The sequence below is a fragment of the Rhodocytophaga rosea genome (assembly GCF_010119975.1).
Classification (GTDB): Bacteria; Bacteroidota; Bacteroidia; order Cytophagales; family 172606-1; genus Rhodocytophaga; species Rhodocytophaga rosea.
The window spans coordinates 2,343,786-2,359,756 of sequence record NZ_CP048222.1 but is presented as its reverse complement, the minus strand read 5'-3'; the positions used below and the strand labels follow the sequence as shown (position 1 = coordinate 2,359,756).

10 protein-coding genes and 2 pseudogenes are annotated in these 15,971 nt (G+C 41.9%); 4 read left to right on the top strand and 8 right to left on the bottom strand.

Translation table 11 applies throughout. The annotated features are described in order from the left end of the window. Positions 1-250 precede the first annotated feature (250 nt). Together GXP67_RS09855 and GXP67_RS09850 are read left to right on the top strand one after the other, a co-directional pair. A complete protein-coding gene (locus tag GXP67_RS09855) occupies positions 251-3,283 on the top strand; it encodes a serine hydrolase domain-containing protein (protein WP_162442981.1) in 3,033 nt (1,010 codons plus the stop codon). A gap of 97 nt (positions 3,284-3,380) precedes the next feature. Then, positions 3,381-3,926 carry a hypothetical protein gene (locus GXP67_RS09850; RefSeq protein ID WP_162442980.1) on the top strand — a complete coding sequence of 182 codons (546 nt, stop codon included), beginning with the start codon at positions 3,381-3,383 and terminating at the stop codon, positions 3,924-3,926. A gap of 77 nt (positions 3,927-4,003) precedes the next feature. Here the strand turns inward: GXP67_RS09850 and GXP67_RS09845 are convergent. From GXP67_RS09845 to GXP67_RS09830, 5 genes and pseudogenes are all read right to left on the bottom strand, one after another. Next, positions 4,004-4,201: pseudogene (locus GXP67_RS09845) on the bottom strand (tRNA nucleotidyltransferase); the annotation flags it as partial. A 172-nt stretch (positions 4,202-4,373) separates the two neighbouring features. Next, a complete protein-coding gene (locus GXP67_RS09840; RefSeq protein ID WP_162442259.1) occupies positions 4,374-5,141 on the bottom strand; it encodes an IS5 family transposase in 768 nt (255 codons plus the stop codon). Between the two features lie 447 nt (positions 5,142-5,588). Beyond that, positions 5,589-6,455 (bottom strand): annotated as a pseudogene (gene bla / locus GXP67_RS38235) (subclass B3 metallo-beta-lactamase). A 399-nt stretch (positions 6,456-6,854) separates the two neighbouring features. Then, on the bottom strand, positions 6,855-7,007 hold the full coding sequence (locus tag GXP67_RS38025; RefSeq protein ID WP_394351973.1) for a GNAT family N-acetyltransferase: 153 nt from the start codon (positions 7,005-7,007) through the stop codon (positions 6,855-6,857). After that, on the bottom strand, positions 7,003-7,302 hold the full coding sequence (locus GXP67_RS09830; RefSeq protein ID WP_317170127.1) for a GNAT family N-acetyltransferase: 300 nt from the start codon (positions 7,300-7,302) through the stop codon (positions 7,003-7,005). The genes GXP67_RS38025 and GXP67_RS09830 overlap by 5 nt, the downstream gene beginning before the upstream one ends. A gap of 515 nt (positions 7,303-7,817) precedes the next feature. Between GXP67_RS09830 and GXP67_RS09825 the strand changes: the two genes are divergently transcribed. Together GXP67_RS09825 and GXP67_RS09820 are read left to right on the top strand one after the other, a co-directional pair. Continuing rightward, on the top strand, positions 7,818-10,655 hold the full coding sequence (locus GXP67_RS09825; protein ID WP_162442979.1) for a hypothetical protein: 2,838 nt from the start codon (positions 7,818-7,820) through the stop codon (positions 10,653-10,655). A 380-nt stretch (positions 10,656-11,035) separates the two neighbouring features. Beyond that, positions 11,036-11,812, top strand: a complete 777-nt coding sequence (locus GXP67_RS09820; protein WP_197901663.1) for a hypothetical protein — start codon at positions 11,036-11,038, stop codon at positions 11,810-11,812. A 151-nt stretch (positions 11,813-11,963) separates the two neighbouring features. On the opposite strand, the gene GXP67_RS09815 is transcribed toward GXP67_RS09820, so the two are convergent. From GXP67_RS09815 to GXP67_RS09805, 3 genes are all read right to left on the bottom strand, one after another. After that, positions 11,964-12,215: a hypothetical protein gene (locus GXP67_RS09815; RefSeq protein WP_162442978.1), complete on the bottom strand. Its 252-nt coding sequence runs from the start codon at positions 12,213-12,215 to the stop codon at positions 11,964-11,966. A 43-nt stretch (positions 12,216-12,258) separates the two neighbouring features. Further along, the gene (locus GXP67_RS09810) at positions 12,259-12,564 is read right to left on the bottom strand and encodes a hypothetical protein (RefSeq protein WP_162442977.1); all 306 of its coding nucleotides are present in this window, start codon (positions 12,562-12,564) and stop codon (positions 12,259-12,261) included. 385 nt (positions 12,565-12,949) lie between these two features. Beyond that, a complete protein-coding gene (locus GXP67_RS09805) occupies positions 12,950-15,805 on the bottom strand; it encodes a 3-keto-alpha-glucoside-1,2-lyase-like domain-containing protein (RefSeq protein ID WP_162442976.1) in 2,856 nt (951 codons plus the stop codon). Positions 15,806-15,971 lie beyond the last annotated feature (166 nt).

The window sequence follows — 15,971 nt, the reverse complement described above, 5'->3', positions numbered from 1 at the left end:
AAAAACGGAAAAGCATCATACTTACAGGCATGATGCTTTCAATGTCGGTTGTGTTTATCTATGTAAAGGTCAGTCTGTTCAACTAACTCGTCTGGGCATACTTACGGCAATTTTCTCAGGAGGGTTTACCTAAAAATAAAAATTTATAAAATTTTTTTAGCGGCTGAATATAGGTCTTTTTACAGGCAAATTTTGCCCTCTATTCCTATTCCGTAGCGGCTTTAGTATATTTGTTATTTACACCCAACACATGACCATAGTTACGCATTTTCTTTCATCCCACTATTTGTTTAAAAAGGGTCTTTACCTGCTTTCTCTACTCGTGCTATTTACTGGCAGCTTGTATCCTGTTAGCTCTTCCGCCCAGCAGCAAAGCGGCAGTTCTACAGCGATTCCGCCTTTTCTGGAAACAGAGCAGAAATGGGTAGATTCCATCATGAACAAACTTACGTCGGACGAAAGGATTGCCCAGTTGCTTATGGTAGCGGCCTATTCTAACCGCAGCCAGGGACATGTGGATACGATCAGCAACCTGATTAAAACATATAAAATTGGCGGATTGATCTTTTTTCAGGGTGGCCCGGTACGGCAGGCAAACTTGACTAATAAATACCAGAGTGAATCGAAAGTGCCTTTAATGGTAGCGATGGATGCCGAGTGGGGCATTGGTATGCGACTGGATAGTACGATCCGCTTTCCCTACCAGATGTCGCTGGGAGCAGTGCAGGATAATCAGTTGATTTATCAGATGGGCGTAGAAGTAGCCAGGCAGTTTAAACGTATGGGCATGCATGTCAATTTTGCGCCGGTGGTCGATGTGAATAACAATCCGAATAACCCGGTAATCAGCTTCCGTTCTTTCGGAGAGAATAAATACAAGGTAACTGAGAAAAGTTATGCCTATATGAAAGGCATGCAGGACAATGGCATTATTGCGACTGCCAAACATTTTCCCGGTCATGGCGATACAGATGCTGATTCGCATTATGCCTTGCCTGTAATTAAACACAACCGCCAGCGACTCGATTCCTTGGAGTTATATCCTTTTCAAACCCTGGTTAACAATGGAATTGGTGGGGTTATGGTAGCGCATTTGAGTATTCCTACCTTAGATACTACTGCTAATTTGCCGTCTACCCTTTCCAAACCAATTATTACCGATCTGTTGAAGAAAGAACTGGGTTTCAAAGGTTTGATCTTTACCGATGCCATGAACATGAAAGGCTTGACCAACTTCTTTAAGCCCGGTACCGCTGATGTAAAAGCCATTCTGGCAGGAAACGATGTACTGGAATTTACTGAAAGTGTGCCCAAAGCCATAGAAGAAATTAAAAAAGCGATTAAAAACAAGCAGATCACCCAGCAGGAAATTGACGAGCGTTGCCGTAAAGTGTTACTTGCTAAATACTGGGTAGGCCTGCATAGTTATACACCCATCGAAACACAAACGCTCGTAGCAGACCTCAATATTCCCGATGCCCAGTTGCTCAACCGCCGCTTAACCGAAGCCTCCCTTACTGTGCTGAAAAGCGATAAGAATATTCTACCGCTGCAAAGACTAGATACCTTGAAAATTGCATCTTTATCGGTGGGTGCCACACAGATCACGCCTTTCCAATTAATGCTGGACAAGTATTCTAAAATCGATCACTTCTTTTTGCCAGCCAACAGCACTGCGGCTGACGTTGCCCAGTTGAAAGAAAAATTGCAGCCATACAACATGGTCGTAGTCGGCGTACATGGCCTTTCGCTGAGGCCTGCCAGAAATTTTGGCATTACCGAAAGTATGGCTTCGCTCATTACAGAGATAGCCAGTTCTAAAAAAGCGGTGATCAGTGTGTTTGGTAATGTATATTCGGCTGGAAAAATAGAAAATATCCAGCGCTATGCTGGGGTGATTATGGCCTATCAGGAAAGTATCAATACGCAGGAACTCTCGGCACAACTCATTTTCGGAGGCATTAGTGCATCGGGAAAATTACCGGTTACGATTGGAAACCAGTTCAAATATGGGCAAGGGGCAGATCTGGCTGCCATCAACCGGCTCAAATACACCTTACCGGAAGAAACTGGCATCAGTTCTGCCATTCTGAGCCGGAAAATAGATTCCCTGGCGATGCTGGCCATTCGTGAAAAAGCAGCACCAGGATGCCAGGTTCTGGTGGCAAAGGATGGGAAAGTAATTTTCCAGAAATCCTATGGCTATCATACCTATGACCAGACTGTACCGATGAAAAACGATGACCTCTTTGATCTGGCTTCTATTACTAAAATCAGTGCCTCCTTACCTTCTTTAATGAAACTGCAGGACGAAGGAAAATTTAATGTGGATGCCACGTTAGGTACTTATCTAAAAGAATTCAGAGGGACAAATAAGGCGGATCTTACCTTCCGGCAGATTCTTACACACCAGGCAAAACTCAAAGCCTGGATTCCTTTCTGGCAGGATACTAAAAAGAAAAACGGCAAATTCAAATGGTTCACTTTTAAAGCAGATTCGTCAAAGCGTTTTCCCTATAAAGTAGCCGAAAACCTGTATCTGAACCGCAATTATTATAAAAAGATATACAAACAGATCCGTAAATCACCGCTCAACGAAAAGCCTGGCTATGTATATTCCGATCTTTCTTTCTACCTCTATCCGCTGATTGTAAAAGAACTGACCGGAAAGGATTTTGAAACCTATGTGAAGGAAACATTTTACCGTCCGCTGGGTGCATATACGCTTACTTATAATCCCTACAAGCAATTTCCACTTTCCAGGATTGTGCCTACTGAATACGATTCTCTGTTCCGCAAAAACCAGATTCATGGACGGGTACATGATGAAGGAGCAGCTATGCTGGATGGCTTATCCGGACATGCCGGTTTGTTTGGTACAGGTAATGATCTGGCTAAACTCATGCAGATGTATTTGCAAAAAGGCAGTTTCGGCAGCCAGAAATTCATCGAACCGGCTACGCTTACCGAATTTGCCAGGTGCCAGTTTTGTGAGCAAGGCAACCGCCGGGCCATCGGCTTTGATAAACCAGATATTATTCCGGTGAAAAATGGAAGTGCCGCCTATAGCGCCAGCAAAGATAGTTTTGGTCATTCCGGTTTTACAGGCACCTTCACCTGGGTTGATCCTACTTATAATCTGGTCTATGTCTTTCTCTCCAACCGGGTATATCCCACCAGAAATAATTCCAAACTGAGCCAGATGAACATCCGCACCGGTATTCAACAAGCTATTTATGAAGCCATCCAGGAGAGTAATATGAGTTCGATGAACAGGAAGTAACTTAGATTCAGTTATAACCTCTATGAGAAAAACTTTTCTAATTCTTCTGTCTTTATTAGTAGTGTTTATAGTGGGTATATATTTTATTTATACCTCAATGAAAAATAGTAAACCCATTAGTAAAGAAGATTATTATGGGGTATTAGAAGTTAATTATGATATTACAATCGATGATTTGTATAAAGCAGGTTTTAAAGAGACTTATGAATATCATGCTTATTTGGTACTGAGTAAAAAGGTAAACGATACGCTGGAAGTACTTTATGAGGTAAATCCTTATTTTGATGTGGTACTTTATAAATTTTCAATAGTAAAGACTAAAATATATAATATTGATTTAATAGAGGAATATATTAATAGGAATGAAGGAAGTATTGAAACACCTTTGTGTTCCAATGATAAAAACCAATATATCTTTTTTGTTAAAGGAGATAATAATGACTTATTATTCAGATGTGTGTATGACAGTATAAATTCTCCAAATGAAAATGTACTTAGAATAACACACGACTATCCAGTTGCAGCAAGGAGAGGAATGCTCAAAGACCATCCTTATAATGAAGCTTATAAACAATCTATAATTGAGGCAGAGATAGAAAGAGAAAAGATAGAAGAAGAGATGAAAGAAATTGAAAATAAATAACTCTCTAACATTTACCTTAACACCTAAAGTAAAATTTTAGCCACAAATAAGGACTTACAAATTATATCAACTAATCCTCACACCTTCACTGGCACAAGCCCCATTTTTCGGCCGGTTTCCAGCATAAAGGCAAAAGCTTCCTCATATTCATTGCGGATATGGCCTTCCGGAATAGCTTCCCGTAACACAGATTTAATCTCACCAACTTCTTTGCAGGGTTTGAGTCTGAAGGTTTCCATAATGATCTCTTCGGTGATTACTGGCTGGAAATTGCGGAAGTTGCCTATTCACTGTTAATTGGATGGAACTTAATAACCTTATTTCTATTCTGGTTTGGATTCATTCAAACATTGGTAGTTTATCTCCCAACTTGGATATCAAAAAATAGAAACCATTTGTTTGATTCAATAAGCGGACTAATGACTTATTAGAGAATGTTTTGAAATATTATTCGGTTTTTCTTTTGAGCAGAGTATCAATAAAGGCTAATTGTAGCATGGCTTCCGAACTTTCTGTGCTTTTTTCAAAATCACGGCTCAACCTACGCTTAAAATTGAGCCATCCGTAGCTACGTTCCACTACCCAACGGCCCCCTGCCGGGACAAAGCCTTTCACGCTTTCAGGCTTTTGTACAATTTCTACACTCCATCCATATTGTTTTTTCACTTCTTCCACAAAAGTCTCTGTGTAGCCATTATCTGCTTTCAGGGTATGCAGGCGGGCGGACTTGCCCTTCAACTTAGCTGCTAACTCATATCCTGCTGTGGTGTCTGATATATTAGCAGCTGTAATATGCACCGCCCAGGGGATACCTAAACAGTCCACAGCCAGATGTCTTTTTCTGCCATTCACTTTTTTATTGCCATCTATGCCTTTATCCTGACTGGTAAATTGTATAATCTTAACACTTTGGCTATCAATGGCCAACACGCTTGGCAGGGCTTGTCTGCCTGCTTTTTTTCTTTCTCTGCCTGCTAAAAAAGCTAACAACTCTTCAATAATGCCCCGCTTTTTCCACTGCCTGAAATGATAGTAAATGGTTTGCCAGGGTGGGTACTTACTTTCCATATTGCGCCATTGGCTGCCCGTAGTTAGCAGCCAAAGCAGTGCATTGATTATCACCCGTTTTTCATGTTTAATCTTTCTTTGGTTATCAATTATTTCCTTGATAACTTCCCATTCAGGGTCAGTGAGCGCAGAGAATTTTTCTTGCATAAACTTGATGATTAGACACCTCAAGTTTACTCACTGATTCTTTCTTTTACCCTATTTTTATTCTTCCAAAACGTTCTCTTACGCTATAATGGTGTTCATGATTTATGATCACTTCCAATTGGACTATTTTCAAATAATGATCTGTAGCCTTTTAGTCAACTTAGGTGTAGTCATAACCATACACTTCCTAAAACATACAGGGGCACAAACATCATAAGCAATAGTAATAACTGTATGTTAACCTGTCGGGCGGGCGACATACTACATATCAACAACTAGAATATTAAGTTGCACCAACTACCCTATTCTTGTAATTTATATCTATGGGATAGAGTATAAGAAAAATGATTAAAATTTTTTATATAACTAATTTCTTTCACCTTTTGCCCAACATAATGTCCTTAAAAGAATCATAAAGGGACAGCAAATTAACACCATATAATCGAATCACTTGGCTTTTGTCTTGTTAATAAATTCCTTTTGTAGGTTGTTAATGGCTGTCTCATACCCCTTTTGATCAAAAAAAGCAGCCGGCTTATAACTCTGATTTGGTTTATGTTTGTTATGAAGACCAAATTGACTCGCATGCGAAGAAAGCCAAATATCAAAGGAAAGCCTTTTCATCGCATTTAAACTATAGGCATAATCTTTTGCTATATTAGGGTAGTCAGGTATTTGTGTAAAGTCTTTGTCTGTCACAATCGTAGGCATATTGGCTAACAACACCCGGTAGGTTCGCTTATCATCTTTTACATCGAAAAGAAAGCTACAGGAACCTTTCGTATGACCCGGATGATCCAGCATGACCAGCTGCATTTCACCAAGTTTGATAGTATCCCTATCTTGCAATAAACGCTCTGCCTGTAAAGGTTAAAAACTGCTTGTTTTGCCTCCCAATGCGTAATCTGACTTGCCCCCATCCTTCAATACGGATGCATCTTTTGCATTGATCATCATTTGTGCCCTGGTTGCTTTTTTTATAGCCGCCATTGCTCCCAGGTGGTCATAGTGGGCTTGGGTGGTTAACAATATTTTGATATCTGAAAACTGAAAGCCTAATGATTCAATACTGGCTTTAATCAGCGGCTGTGAAGAGGCAAGTCCGGTATTGATGAGAATACTTCCTTTTGGAGTAGTAATCAGGTAACAGGCTAAGTCATATGTGCCTACATAATACAGATTCCCGGCAATTCGAAAAGGTGAATAAGGTGTAGACCATTCAGTAGGGGTAGTAGCAGGTTCTATTACACCTTGAGCTAGTGCTCTAGAACAGATCATCCATAGACTGATTATTAGTGATAGTGTTTTTAACATCTTTTTAGGTTGATATATCCTCTATTTGGCCCTAACTTAATTAAAAATCTTGTTTTTGTTTGATATGTAATTCGATTATATAGATGCAGTTGATCTGCTAGATACAAATCAATTGAAGCTTGCTTGCCATGGAAAAACTTTGTAGACCTCAACCATAAATTTAAAGGAGCTTATTATTTCTTATAGATGCTTTACTCGGTTTGAGTAGTTTCTACTTTTGTCATATTGAGATAATGGTTTTTAACTAGAAAGACTATATCCTAATATCTCATATAGATAATCCCTTTAATAATCCACATACTATGCTTTTTTACTTTTACACCGCAACACAAATGGCAGTTAAAATAACCTCACGTTTCTTGTAACCAATGAAGACAATTGATATAAATATCTTAACGATCAAGTTCTGATCATGGGGATGTGATCAATACCATCCTCATCATAGACCTTCCCTGCCTGTACAAAACCAAATTGCTCATAAAATGCTTTTGCATATAGTTGTGCTCCAATTTTAATTGGGCCTGCTCCAAATAATTCATAGCAAGTTTCAATGGCCTGAGCAACTAATAACTTTGCCCAATCCTTTACCTCTCACTTGTGGGCTTGTTACAATCCGGCCAATAGATATTTCTTCATAAGAAAGTCCAGGTGGCAGCAGACGGGCGCAGGCCACAAGCAGATCTTCTTGATAGAGCAGCAAGTGGTAAGACTGCCTATCCTTATTGTCCATATCGAGAAAAACACAGTTTTGCTCCACGACAAATACCTCACTTCGCAAGCGTAAGGCATCATACAATTGATCAGGAGTTAGCCGGGCAAAAGGTTGGCAAACGGTAATTATAGACATAGTTATTAGCTAGTTGGAGTAATTGAATTTTACTTTTATCAGCCGTAAAAGTAAAAACTTTAATATCTAACCAATAGCAGAATCTATGTAAGCTGATTGTTCTGCTTACAAAAGTGAGTTGAATGGAAGTTTAGGTTATTCATCCCCCTTTCAAATAACCAAAATGCTCGTCATCTGACCACTAAGTAAATTATCTTTCTGCCTCAGTTCTGTCCCAAATACAGGGCTGACATGTATTCTTCTCAAGAACGGTTTTCATAGCTGTAGACAAAGTGCGGGTAAACCAAAGCAAAAGGCGAAATTTTAAGTGATTATAAATTATAGTTTTATAAACTCAGAAGAAACGATTTGCAAGATACCCATTAAAGAAATATGCTTTGCCGAGGCTAAATAGAAACAATGTAAAAATTGTAACTAATAGTATATATTGTAAATGAGAACCTGAATTACTAGTGTATCCTTGTTCTTGCATTATTTAAAGGAATATTCCTTTCTCATAAAAGCAAAATCTTTGTATGTGCTATAAACTTCTGGTAAAAAGAATATACTTCAGCCTGGCTGTGCTCATTTATCTGCCCACTTCTATTGTATTTTGTGCTCATAATCAGCAATTTGATTACGATAAGGCTTCTGTACGGGTTTCTTTTGGACACCGTGCAGCACAAACAATATCTTATCAACTACGTATCAAGGGCGGCTCTCCGGGCATGGAGGTATCCACTCCGATAGGCAGTAAGCTAGAAGCCAATGATAAGATTGCCGTTGTTTCCGAATTTTCTGCCGGAGCCGGCGATATAGATGAGTTCACTGCAGAAATCTCATGGCCTAAGCCGGTTGCTCCTTTACGGGCGCTTGCTTCTCACCAGTATTCTTACTCCCCAGACAAAGATGCTATGTGGGGCTATCTGCTGGCGAATGGTTCGCCCGGACAAGTGGATAGGTTAAAAGACGACCCATGGAATAAACCGGATGCCCCGCTGCTTACATTCCTGCTATCCGAAGACGGAACCAGAGGTTTTACTATTGGCATAGAACAATTGCTGCGTCACAAGGAAATGTGGCTACCTGAGCATGATGCTTTTGTTACCCTCACTGAAAACCCAGTGGATTTTAAGCAGCATCTATTCTCATTAAAAGGTATCCGCACATTAGACAAAGTAAAACAAGAGCCCGATGCCTCTCTTAGTCAGTTCAAGAAGTTATGGGAGGATTTCGGAAACCCGCTTGTGTGGGATAAGCCATGGGAAACCACCTGGATGGGCAGCAAAGGCCATTTAGTAGTAACCGCACCTGCGCATGGTTCGCTGTATAAGTTTACCGTAGACCGCTGGGCAAAGGTACGTCCGGATTTTGCTTCTCCCCACAAGTTTGCACAGAACATTCTCTGGCAGGGCAGTCAATGGAAAAGCCAGCGGATTAAAGATGGGCTGCCAATAGTTGTAACTACCCTGGAAAATAATGGGCAGTTGTGCCAGATAGAGCAATTTGCGGCACAGATTACTCCTGATATGTCTGCACAACGAGGAGAGGTAGATGGTGTAATGGTAAGCAAGCTGACGCTTTCGGGTAAATCAGGACCGGTTAATGTAGGATTCAGCTTCAGGAGCGAAACAAGAAACACTCAGCTGGAAGTAAAGCAGATCGGTTCACAATGGGCCATTTCAGAAATAGGTTCAGGCAACATTTGGTTGATGATGGAAACCGGGAAAGATGTATCTCTAGCAACCGGAACTACAACAGTGGGTGAAAAAGGTACAGAAATCAATTTCTCCCTGGTTGGTAACCTGCCAGCTGGCCATACCCGTGAAATGCTGATCAAACTCCCTTCGCCAGCTATACCTGCGGCAAATGTGGAAAAGATAGCCGGACTGAATTTCAATACTGCCCAAAAAGCAACAATCCATTACTGGGAAAACTGGCTCAGCCAAGGGGCCCTTTTTCAGGTACCTGAAGAGGCTGTAAACAATCTTTTCAGGGCAAATCTGTGGCATGCCCTGATTCTTCCCCGCCATCGCACCGATGAGAAGGGGGATACCCGCATAGATTTACCTTATGCCAATACAGCTTATGGGCAGTTGAATGCCGACTGGCCCATTAACCAGGGAGTATACGTAGATTATATGATCTATGGCCTGCGGGGGCACTGGCAAGTAGCCGAAGAAGAGTTCGCCGCTATGTTCCACAGCCAGCAACAAAATGATGGACGGATTGGTGGCTATGCCAACTGGGGTGTATATTCTCCGGGACATCTGTATGCTATTGCCCAGAACTACCTACTCTCCCAGGACAAAGCTTCATTTGAACGCCTGTTACCCCAATCTATGAAAACACTCGACTGGTGCCTGGACCAGGTAGCAAAAGTCGGGACGGGAAAAGAAGCTACCGGACTGATCCGGGCACCACTCAACGACCTGACGCATGAAGAGCGAGAATGGGCTTTTCCGCAAGCCTATTTTGTCGCTGGTCTGGACTTGTTTGGCCGTGCACTTGCCAGATACGGACATACCAGAGCAGAAGAAGTTCGTAAGTCAGCCAAAAAAATGAAAGGGGACCTAGAACGGACTTTTGCCCGCAGTAGTGTAAAAGCCCCAGTGGTGCAACTGGCAGATGGCACCTGGAGCCATTATGTACCCTCAGATGCCATGACCTCCAGAAGATTACTGGATGAATGGTATCCTACAGATGTAGATTGTGGCCCTTTACATATGGCAAGACTGGGGGCGATTGATCCTAAAGGCTGGCTTACCACAGCCATGCTGCATGATCATGAAGATAATTTGTTTTTAAAAAATCAGGGTGCGGCCAATGAGCCGATTTATGTACAACAGGCATCTGCTTATTTGCTGCGGGATGAACCCGAGGCGGCTATCCGGTCATTTTACAGCCTGATGGCCTGTGGTTTTTCACATCAGCAACTCTCTCCACTCGAACACCGGTGGGCCTGGGGACAGTATTATGGCCCACCCAGTACCGATGGTGCCTGGTTTGAACTATACAGAAAAATGCTCATACACGAGTTGGACGATAAAACGCTTGTCCTGGGACAGGCCATACCCAGGCCATGGTTAGAAAAGGATAAACGCATAGAAGTAACAGGGGCACCCACCTATTTTGGCAAGCTATCTTTCAGCATGGAAAGCAAAAGATCAGGCAATGAAATAAAAGCCACCGTAGCTCTTTCCGACGGACAAAAACCGGAAGACATGTTTGTGCGTTTCCGTCATCCGCAAAAGAAAAAGATTCGGTCAGTATGGGTAAATGGAACACCATGGAAAGATTTTGATATAGCTAAAGAATGGGTACACCTGCCAAAATCAGGTTTAGAGAAACAAGTAATTATCGTAAAATACTGATAAATACAACTTCTATTCATGCTATTGTTGCACTTATGTTTATGGGGAACACTGAAAAATCTGCTGCAGCAATAAGTACCCTCTTCTGGATTTGTAACATCATTCAGGGAAAAAGCATATCTATAATAATTAACCCCTATTCCTTAAATCTCCTTGCAGGAAAACATAGCTTTTTTTAATAGTTGCTAAAAAGAGGTGATTTGTAATACAAATGGATAGTTAATTCAATTCCCCCTTTGGGGTGACTCAAAAATATAGCTATCAAATCAATTCTGTTTCCATACTCCACTTTTATGTGGGAAGCCCAGTTGTGGAAATAGATGTAATTCTGCTTGTTGTACACACTTAAATGCTGTTAATTTTGAGCTTATTCGTTTTATATGGCTATCCACAAGCAATCTCCCCAAATTCAATCCACTCAGCCCTTTATCGAACCTCTATCACCCTTAGGTCTCTTTCCTGGACGTTGGGTAGGAGGCATTAGTTTAATTTTGGGTCCCGTTCTTATTCTTACCGGCGCTTTGCTTCGTATTGAATTTCACTTTTTTGCTCCTCAGCAACTATCTGCCTATGAAGCTCATCCCACCCTAATCACGGCAGCTTACAGTTGCTTTGCCGTAGGTAATGTGGTGCTGTGTTTTGGTATCATTATCCTAGCAACCCTAATCAGTGCCTGGAATAGAGTATGGGGAATTTGGGGAGGTGCCTTAGCCATTTCAGGACTTTTCACCCGCACTTTCCATGCCGGCATTGACCATCTTGCCTTTCAACTAGTCGATGTACAAGGCATGGAGATGGCCTGGAAAGCTGTGTCGGATTCCTACCGGGCATTTCATATATTCCGCTACTTCAATGGCCATATCATGGCTGGCTGGATTGTGCTTTCTATTGGAGCTTATCGTTCCGGCACACTTAATTTATACCGCTCCCTTGCCTTGGCACTGATGGTCATGGTTCCGTTTGGCACCCTGAAAGGAACTGAGATTCGGGCCATTGGTATACTTGGGCTTTGCGTGGCGCTCATACCCTTGGGCATAAGCCTATTGCGTAATGGGCCTCCGCTTAGTCGAAAGGCAGTATTCTGGATTGTTGCAATTAATCTACTGGGAATTGTCTTCGTCATTCTTTCAATTCTATTTCCTGCACTGATGAATTAAAATTGTCAGGCGCCCTGTTTTCTGAAAGATAGCAAATAGAAAACGATTACAATTATCAAGTTCAAAAAGGGGCAGTTAATGAAACTTATATATTTATTTTCTTAGGTGTTTTTGCACTTATATCTGACTACATACAGTGCTTTTTATGTAGTTAATTGGAGAAGAAAGTTCCTATCAGCAGCACCATGAAGGCGTAGTATAAACCCATTTTCCTTATTTTTGAGGTCGGGTATTTTTTCTCAGCTCTGTCTACAATAAATGGGAATGTGAATATAGACATACCCATCGTGCCAAGGGGAACCAATAGATGTGCCCGCTCAGCAAAACATAGTGCTATCCCACCTACTAGCAATGCCCCGGCAAGCCAGTACCTGTAGGTTGAACCCTTATAGACCTCTTCCATACTTAATTCTTTGTTTCAAAGCCAAATTCTTAGATGGGGCCTTTTATTTGATGTGGATGTATTTTTCAGGAGAAGGTTCCTGGTAAATACAGATATCAGAGCCTTCGAATCTGAACCAGTAGTGTAATTCCACCCCAGCCTTGTCCTTGTAGACCGCCCTGTACACGGTAACACCCCTCCCATAAGTCATTGGACCTGTGTTCCCGCTACGCCACTCCAGGTCAACGATCTCCATCCCTCTCTCCCGGGCAAATTCTTCCATCTTTGCCTGTTCCCAGCGGTCGTTATAGTACCAAATTCCTCCCAGCACGAGGGCAGCGAACAGAATGCCAAAAAGGGTAGATCTCATAAGATTAAGTTACAAATTATATTGATATTGTGTTTCAAGTCTATATACGCTTCTTTCTATTTGTCAAGAAATGCCATTCGCATCATAGAAAAGAAGGGCAAAAGAGTCAGGGAAGGTCTTGTGCTAGTATAGGTTGACAGAAGTTGTTCCTTCAATTTTGCTAGACATGATGACCGATACAAGAGGAAAAACTTCTGAATGACTGATTATCCAAAATTATTATTCTCTCTTCCATATATGGAGTTAAAACAAAGAGGAGTATTCTATTACTTACCTTATTGTATTTGACGTTTATCAATTGTACTATTGACTCTTACCCATACCAAGCATCTTCGTATCCACATTTGGAAGAAAGACTATTATTCTTTTTATATAAAATAGGCGTTTAAGGTAGATGCCTTATGCGAATGTTGCGCCATTTCATTAAAAAGGGGCCATTATTTTCTATCCCATGCATTTGTAAACCGACAAATCCCTTAGGATGTGTTCTGTACAAGTCTTCATTCACTAAATCCTCCACTGCTTGTCCATTCACCCAGGTTTGAATACGTGGGCCTTTGGCCACAATACGCATTTTATTCCAGCCATCATTGTGCAGAAAATGGTGGCCATTTTGTATTTTGTCTTTTGAAGAAAGCCATCCTGTGCCTAAGGCTTCCCCATAAATAAGCCCTGTGGTGGGCGTACCTGGCCGGTGGTTTCGTTGCATCTCCACCTGTGGACCATGCACCCTTCCGGCTCTTCCATCATGCCCTTCGCCTACTGTTACCGGTTTTACCCCGGACCTTATCTGGATACCTGAATTCGTTACACTATCTACCATTACTTCCAGTTCGAGTTCAAAATCGGAAAATTCTCTGGTCGTGCACAGAAAAGAGTTTTGGCTGCCTATGGCTGTTCTTCCTACAATTACTCCATCTTCCACTGTATAGGTATGAGACCCATTGAGATGCACCCAGCCATCCAGCGTAGCCCCATCAAATAGACTGATCCATTCTTGTTTCTCTTTGTCAGTTGTTAATTTGGCCTCTCCTTCCGGTGAAGGTAGGGCAAAGGCAATAACCGAATCTCCTATTTTAGTGCCATTTTTTCCTCCTCCTCCGGCCATAATCACTACATATTGTCTGCCATTGAGCATATAAATACTTGGGGTGGCATAGCCAGCGGCAGGCAGTTGATGCTCCCACAGGAGTTTACCAGAGTGGCAGCTAAATGCCCTGATTTTTTCGTCTGGAGTTGCGGCAATAAATACCAGGCCTCCAGCTGTAGCTACTGGTCCTCCAAAGTTTTTCGCCCCAGTATTACGGATGCCTTTGGCTGCCAGCTGCGGATACTCACCTAATGGAATTTTCCATAAGATATCACCTTTAATCAGATCCACCGCGTTGAGTGTACCCCAGGGAGGAGCAATAGCAGGAGCACCATAGGGATCGGTAAAAAATGGTATTTGCACAGCGTAACGTACCTGGGAACCTTCCGTCTTTATTTCTTCGCTCTCAATTTTATTGCTTTTCAGAAAACGGATCAAGGCATTTATTTCCTCTTTGGAAAGCTGGGGGAAGGAAGGCATAATCCCTTTTCCCTGCTCGAGAATAGTACGGATTTCTTCCTCATTCTTCTGCAGGTTGACAAGTGAAGGAAAAAGGGGTGGATTTCCTTGCCTATTGGTTCCATGACAGGAAGTGCAGTTTTTGTTATAGATAACTAAGCCACGGCTTACCGGATCTGCTTTTGCTGGCCCTTTACTATCATAAAACACACTGAGTTTATTAATGGAAGGTGCTTCATTGGCATTCACATACATCACATTCAGGGATGGATCAAAAGAAGCACCGCCCCATTCTACCCCTCCCTGGTGGCTAGGCGTAGTAATGGTGCCTTGCATGGAAGGAGGTGTATAGATAAATCCGGTCTCATACTTTTTAAATTGCTTTAATGCAGATGCATGGGATTCAGGGGTAACTTTGGTTAAATCAGCCTCATGCAGGGACAAGCGGACAAGGGGAGGTGGCTTTAAGGGAAAAGGCTGAGTTGGCCAGGCTTGTTCGCCAGGTATTTTAGAAGCTGGGACAGGCATTTCTACAACCGGAAATAAGGGTTCTCCTGTATCACGGTCCAGTATAAATGTCAATCCCATTTTTGTTAGCTGAACAACCGCATCCCTGGTTGTTTTGCCAGATTTTAAGGTGACCAGAATGGGTGCCGGCGGATTATCGAAGTCCCATATATCGTGATGTACAGTTTGATAATGCCATTTTCGTTCACCGGTTTCTGCATCTAAGGCAATTACACAATTACCAAACAGATTCATTCCTTTGCGGAAACCTCCATAAAAATCATTGGCCGGAGAGCCAGTGGCAAAGAATACCCAGCCTCTTTCCTCATCTAAGGAGAAACCACCCCAGGGATTCGCCCCTCCATATACTTCACCTTCTACCCATTCCCAGGTATCATAGCCCATTTCACCTTTTTGTGGAATAGTATGAAAAATCCATTTAAAAACTCCAGTTACGGCATCGTATGCCCGTACATGTCCGGGAGTGGAATTATATTCTTCCGGTACCCGGGAAGTTACAATCAGAAGGTTTTTATAAACAATCCCTGGTGTAGTTACTTCGATAGAGGCTGTAGAAGCTTCGACATCAATATCCTGCCGCAGGTCAATAAACCCACCTTTTCCGAAGCTAGTAATCAGTTGGCCAGTGTTGGCATCCAGGGCATATACCCGGTTGTTTACATAATGGAAGATACGCTTGCCTTCTTTGCCTTCCCAATAGGTAACACCCCGGCTGCGCCCTCTGAACATTTGTTTATTCTCATTGTGTATGGCTGATTCAAACACCCAAATTGGCTTACCGGTAGCTGCGTCCAGTGCCACGGCATCTAGTTTGGCAGTCGTAAAATACAGCAAGCCATCTACAATAATGGAATTGCTGTACATAGAAGGTCCCTTGAAATCGCCGGTATGGTATTCCCAGACTTTCTCGAGCTTATGTACATTGGCTGCATGTATCTGTGCCAGTTCAGCATATTGATTTGCTTTTTTATCTCCCCGATAGATGGACCAATCCCTGTAATTGTCTAACCTATCTCTATAGGTAGGCTTATTTACTACAATCTTTTTTTCTATGCTTACAGGTGTTGAGGAAGCCTGCTGCGAAGTAGTTTTAGTCGTAGGAGCCGTACATGACAGAAGCAGAAGGATACAAAGTATGGATGAGAAAAAAGAAGATAGATTCATATAAAAATCAAATAAGGAAAATGATATCCTGTCTTCTAAAACTTTCTTTTTCTGTGAATCAAAGAAAATCAGGACATCTATTGTAAGTAGCCTAAAAAATCAAAATTCTTCTTAATTCACAAAATGTCCTTAAAATTTTTCAATGTAGTTCTACGATTCAGCTTTC

What these genes read in the sequence shown, in the direction of transcription:
- GXP67_RS09850 (WP_162442980.1), top strand. Translation starts at nt 3,381, where the DNA reads ATGAAAAATAGTAAACCCATTAGTAAAGAAGATTATTATGGGGTATTA.
- GXP67_RS09810 (WP_162442977.1), bottom strand. Translation starts at nt 12,564, where the DNA reads ATGAGATCTACCCTTTTTGGCATTCTGTTCGCTGCCCTCGTGCTGGGA.
- GXP67_RS09820 (WP_197901663.1), top strand. Translation starts at nt 11,036, where the DNA reads ATGGCTATCCACAAGCAATCTCCCCAAATTCAATCCACTCAGCCCTTT.
- GXP67_RS09815 (WP_162442978.1), bottom strand. Translation starts at nt 12,215, where the DNA reads ATGGAAGAGGTCTATAAGGGTTCAACCTACAGGTACTGGCTTGCCGGG.
- GXP67_RS09805 (WP_162442976.1), bottom strand. Translation starts at nt 15,805, where the DNA reads ATGAATCTATCTTCTTTTTTCTCATCCATACTTTGTATCCTTCTGCTT.
- GXP67_RS09855 (WP_162442981.1), top strand. Translation starts at nt 251, where the DNA reads ATGACCATAGTTACGCATTTTCTTTCATCCCACTATTTGTTTAAAAAG.
- GXP67_RS09825 (WP_162442979.1), top strand. Translation starts at nt 7,818, where the DNA reads ATGTGCTATAAACTTCTGGTAAAAAGAATATACTTCAGCCTGGCTGTG.
- GXP67_RS09830 (WP_317170127.1), bottom strand. Translation starts at nt 7,302, where the DNA reads ATGTCTATAATTACCGTTTGCCAACCTTTTGCCCGGCTAACTCCTGAT.
- GXP67_RS09840 (WP_162442259.1), bottom strand. Translation starts at nt 5,141, where the DNA reads ATGCAAGAAAAATTCTCTGCGCTCACTGACCCTGAATGGGAAGTTATC.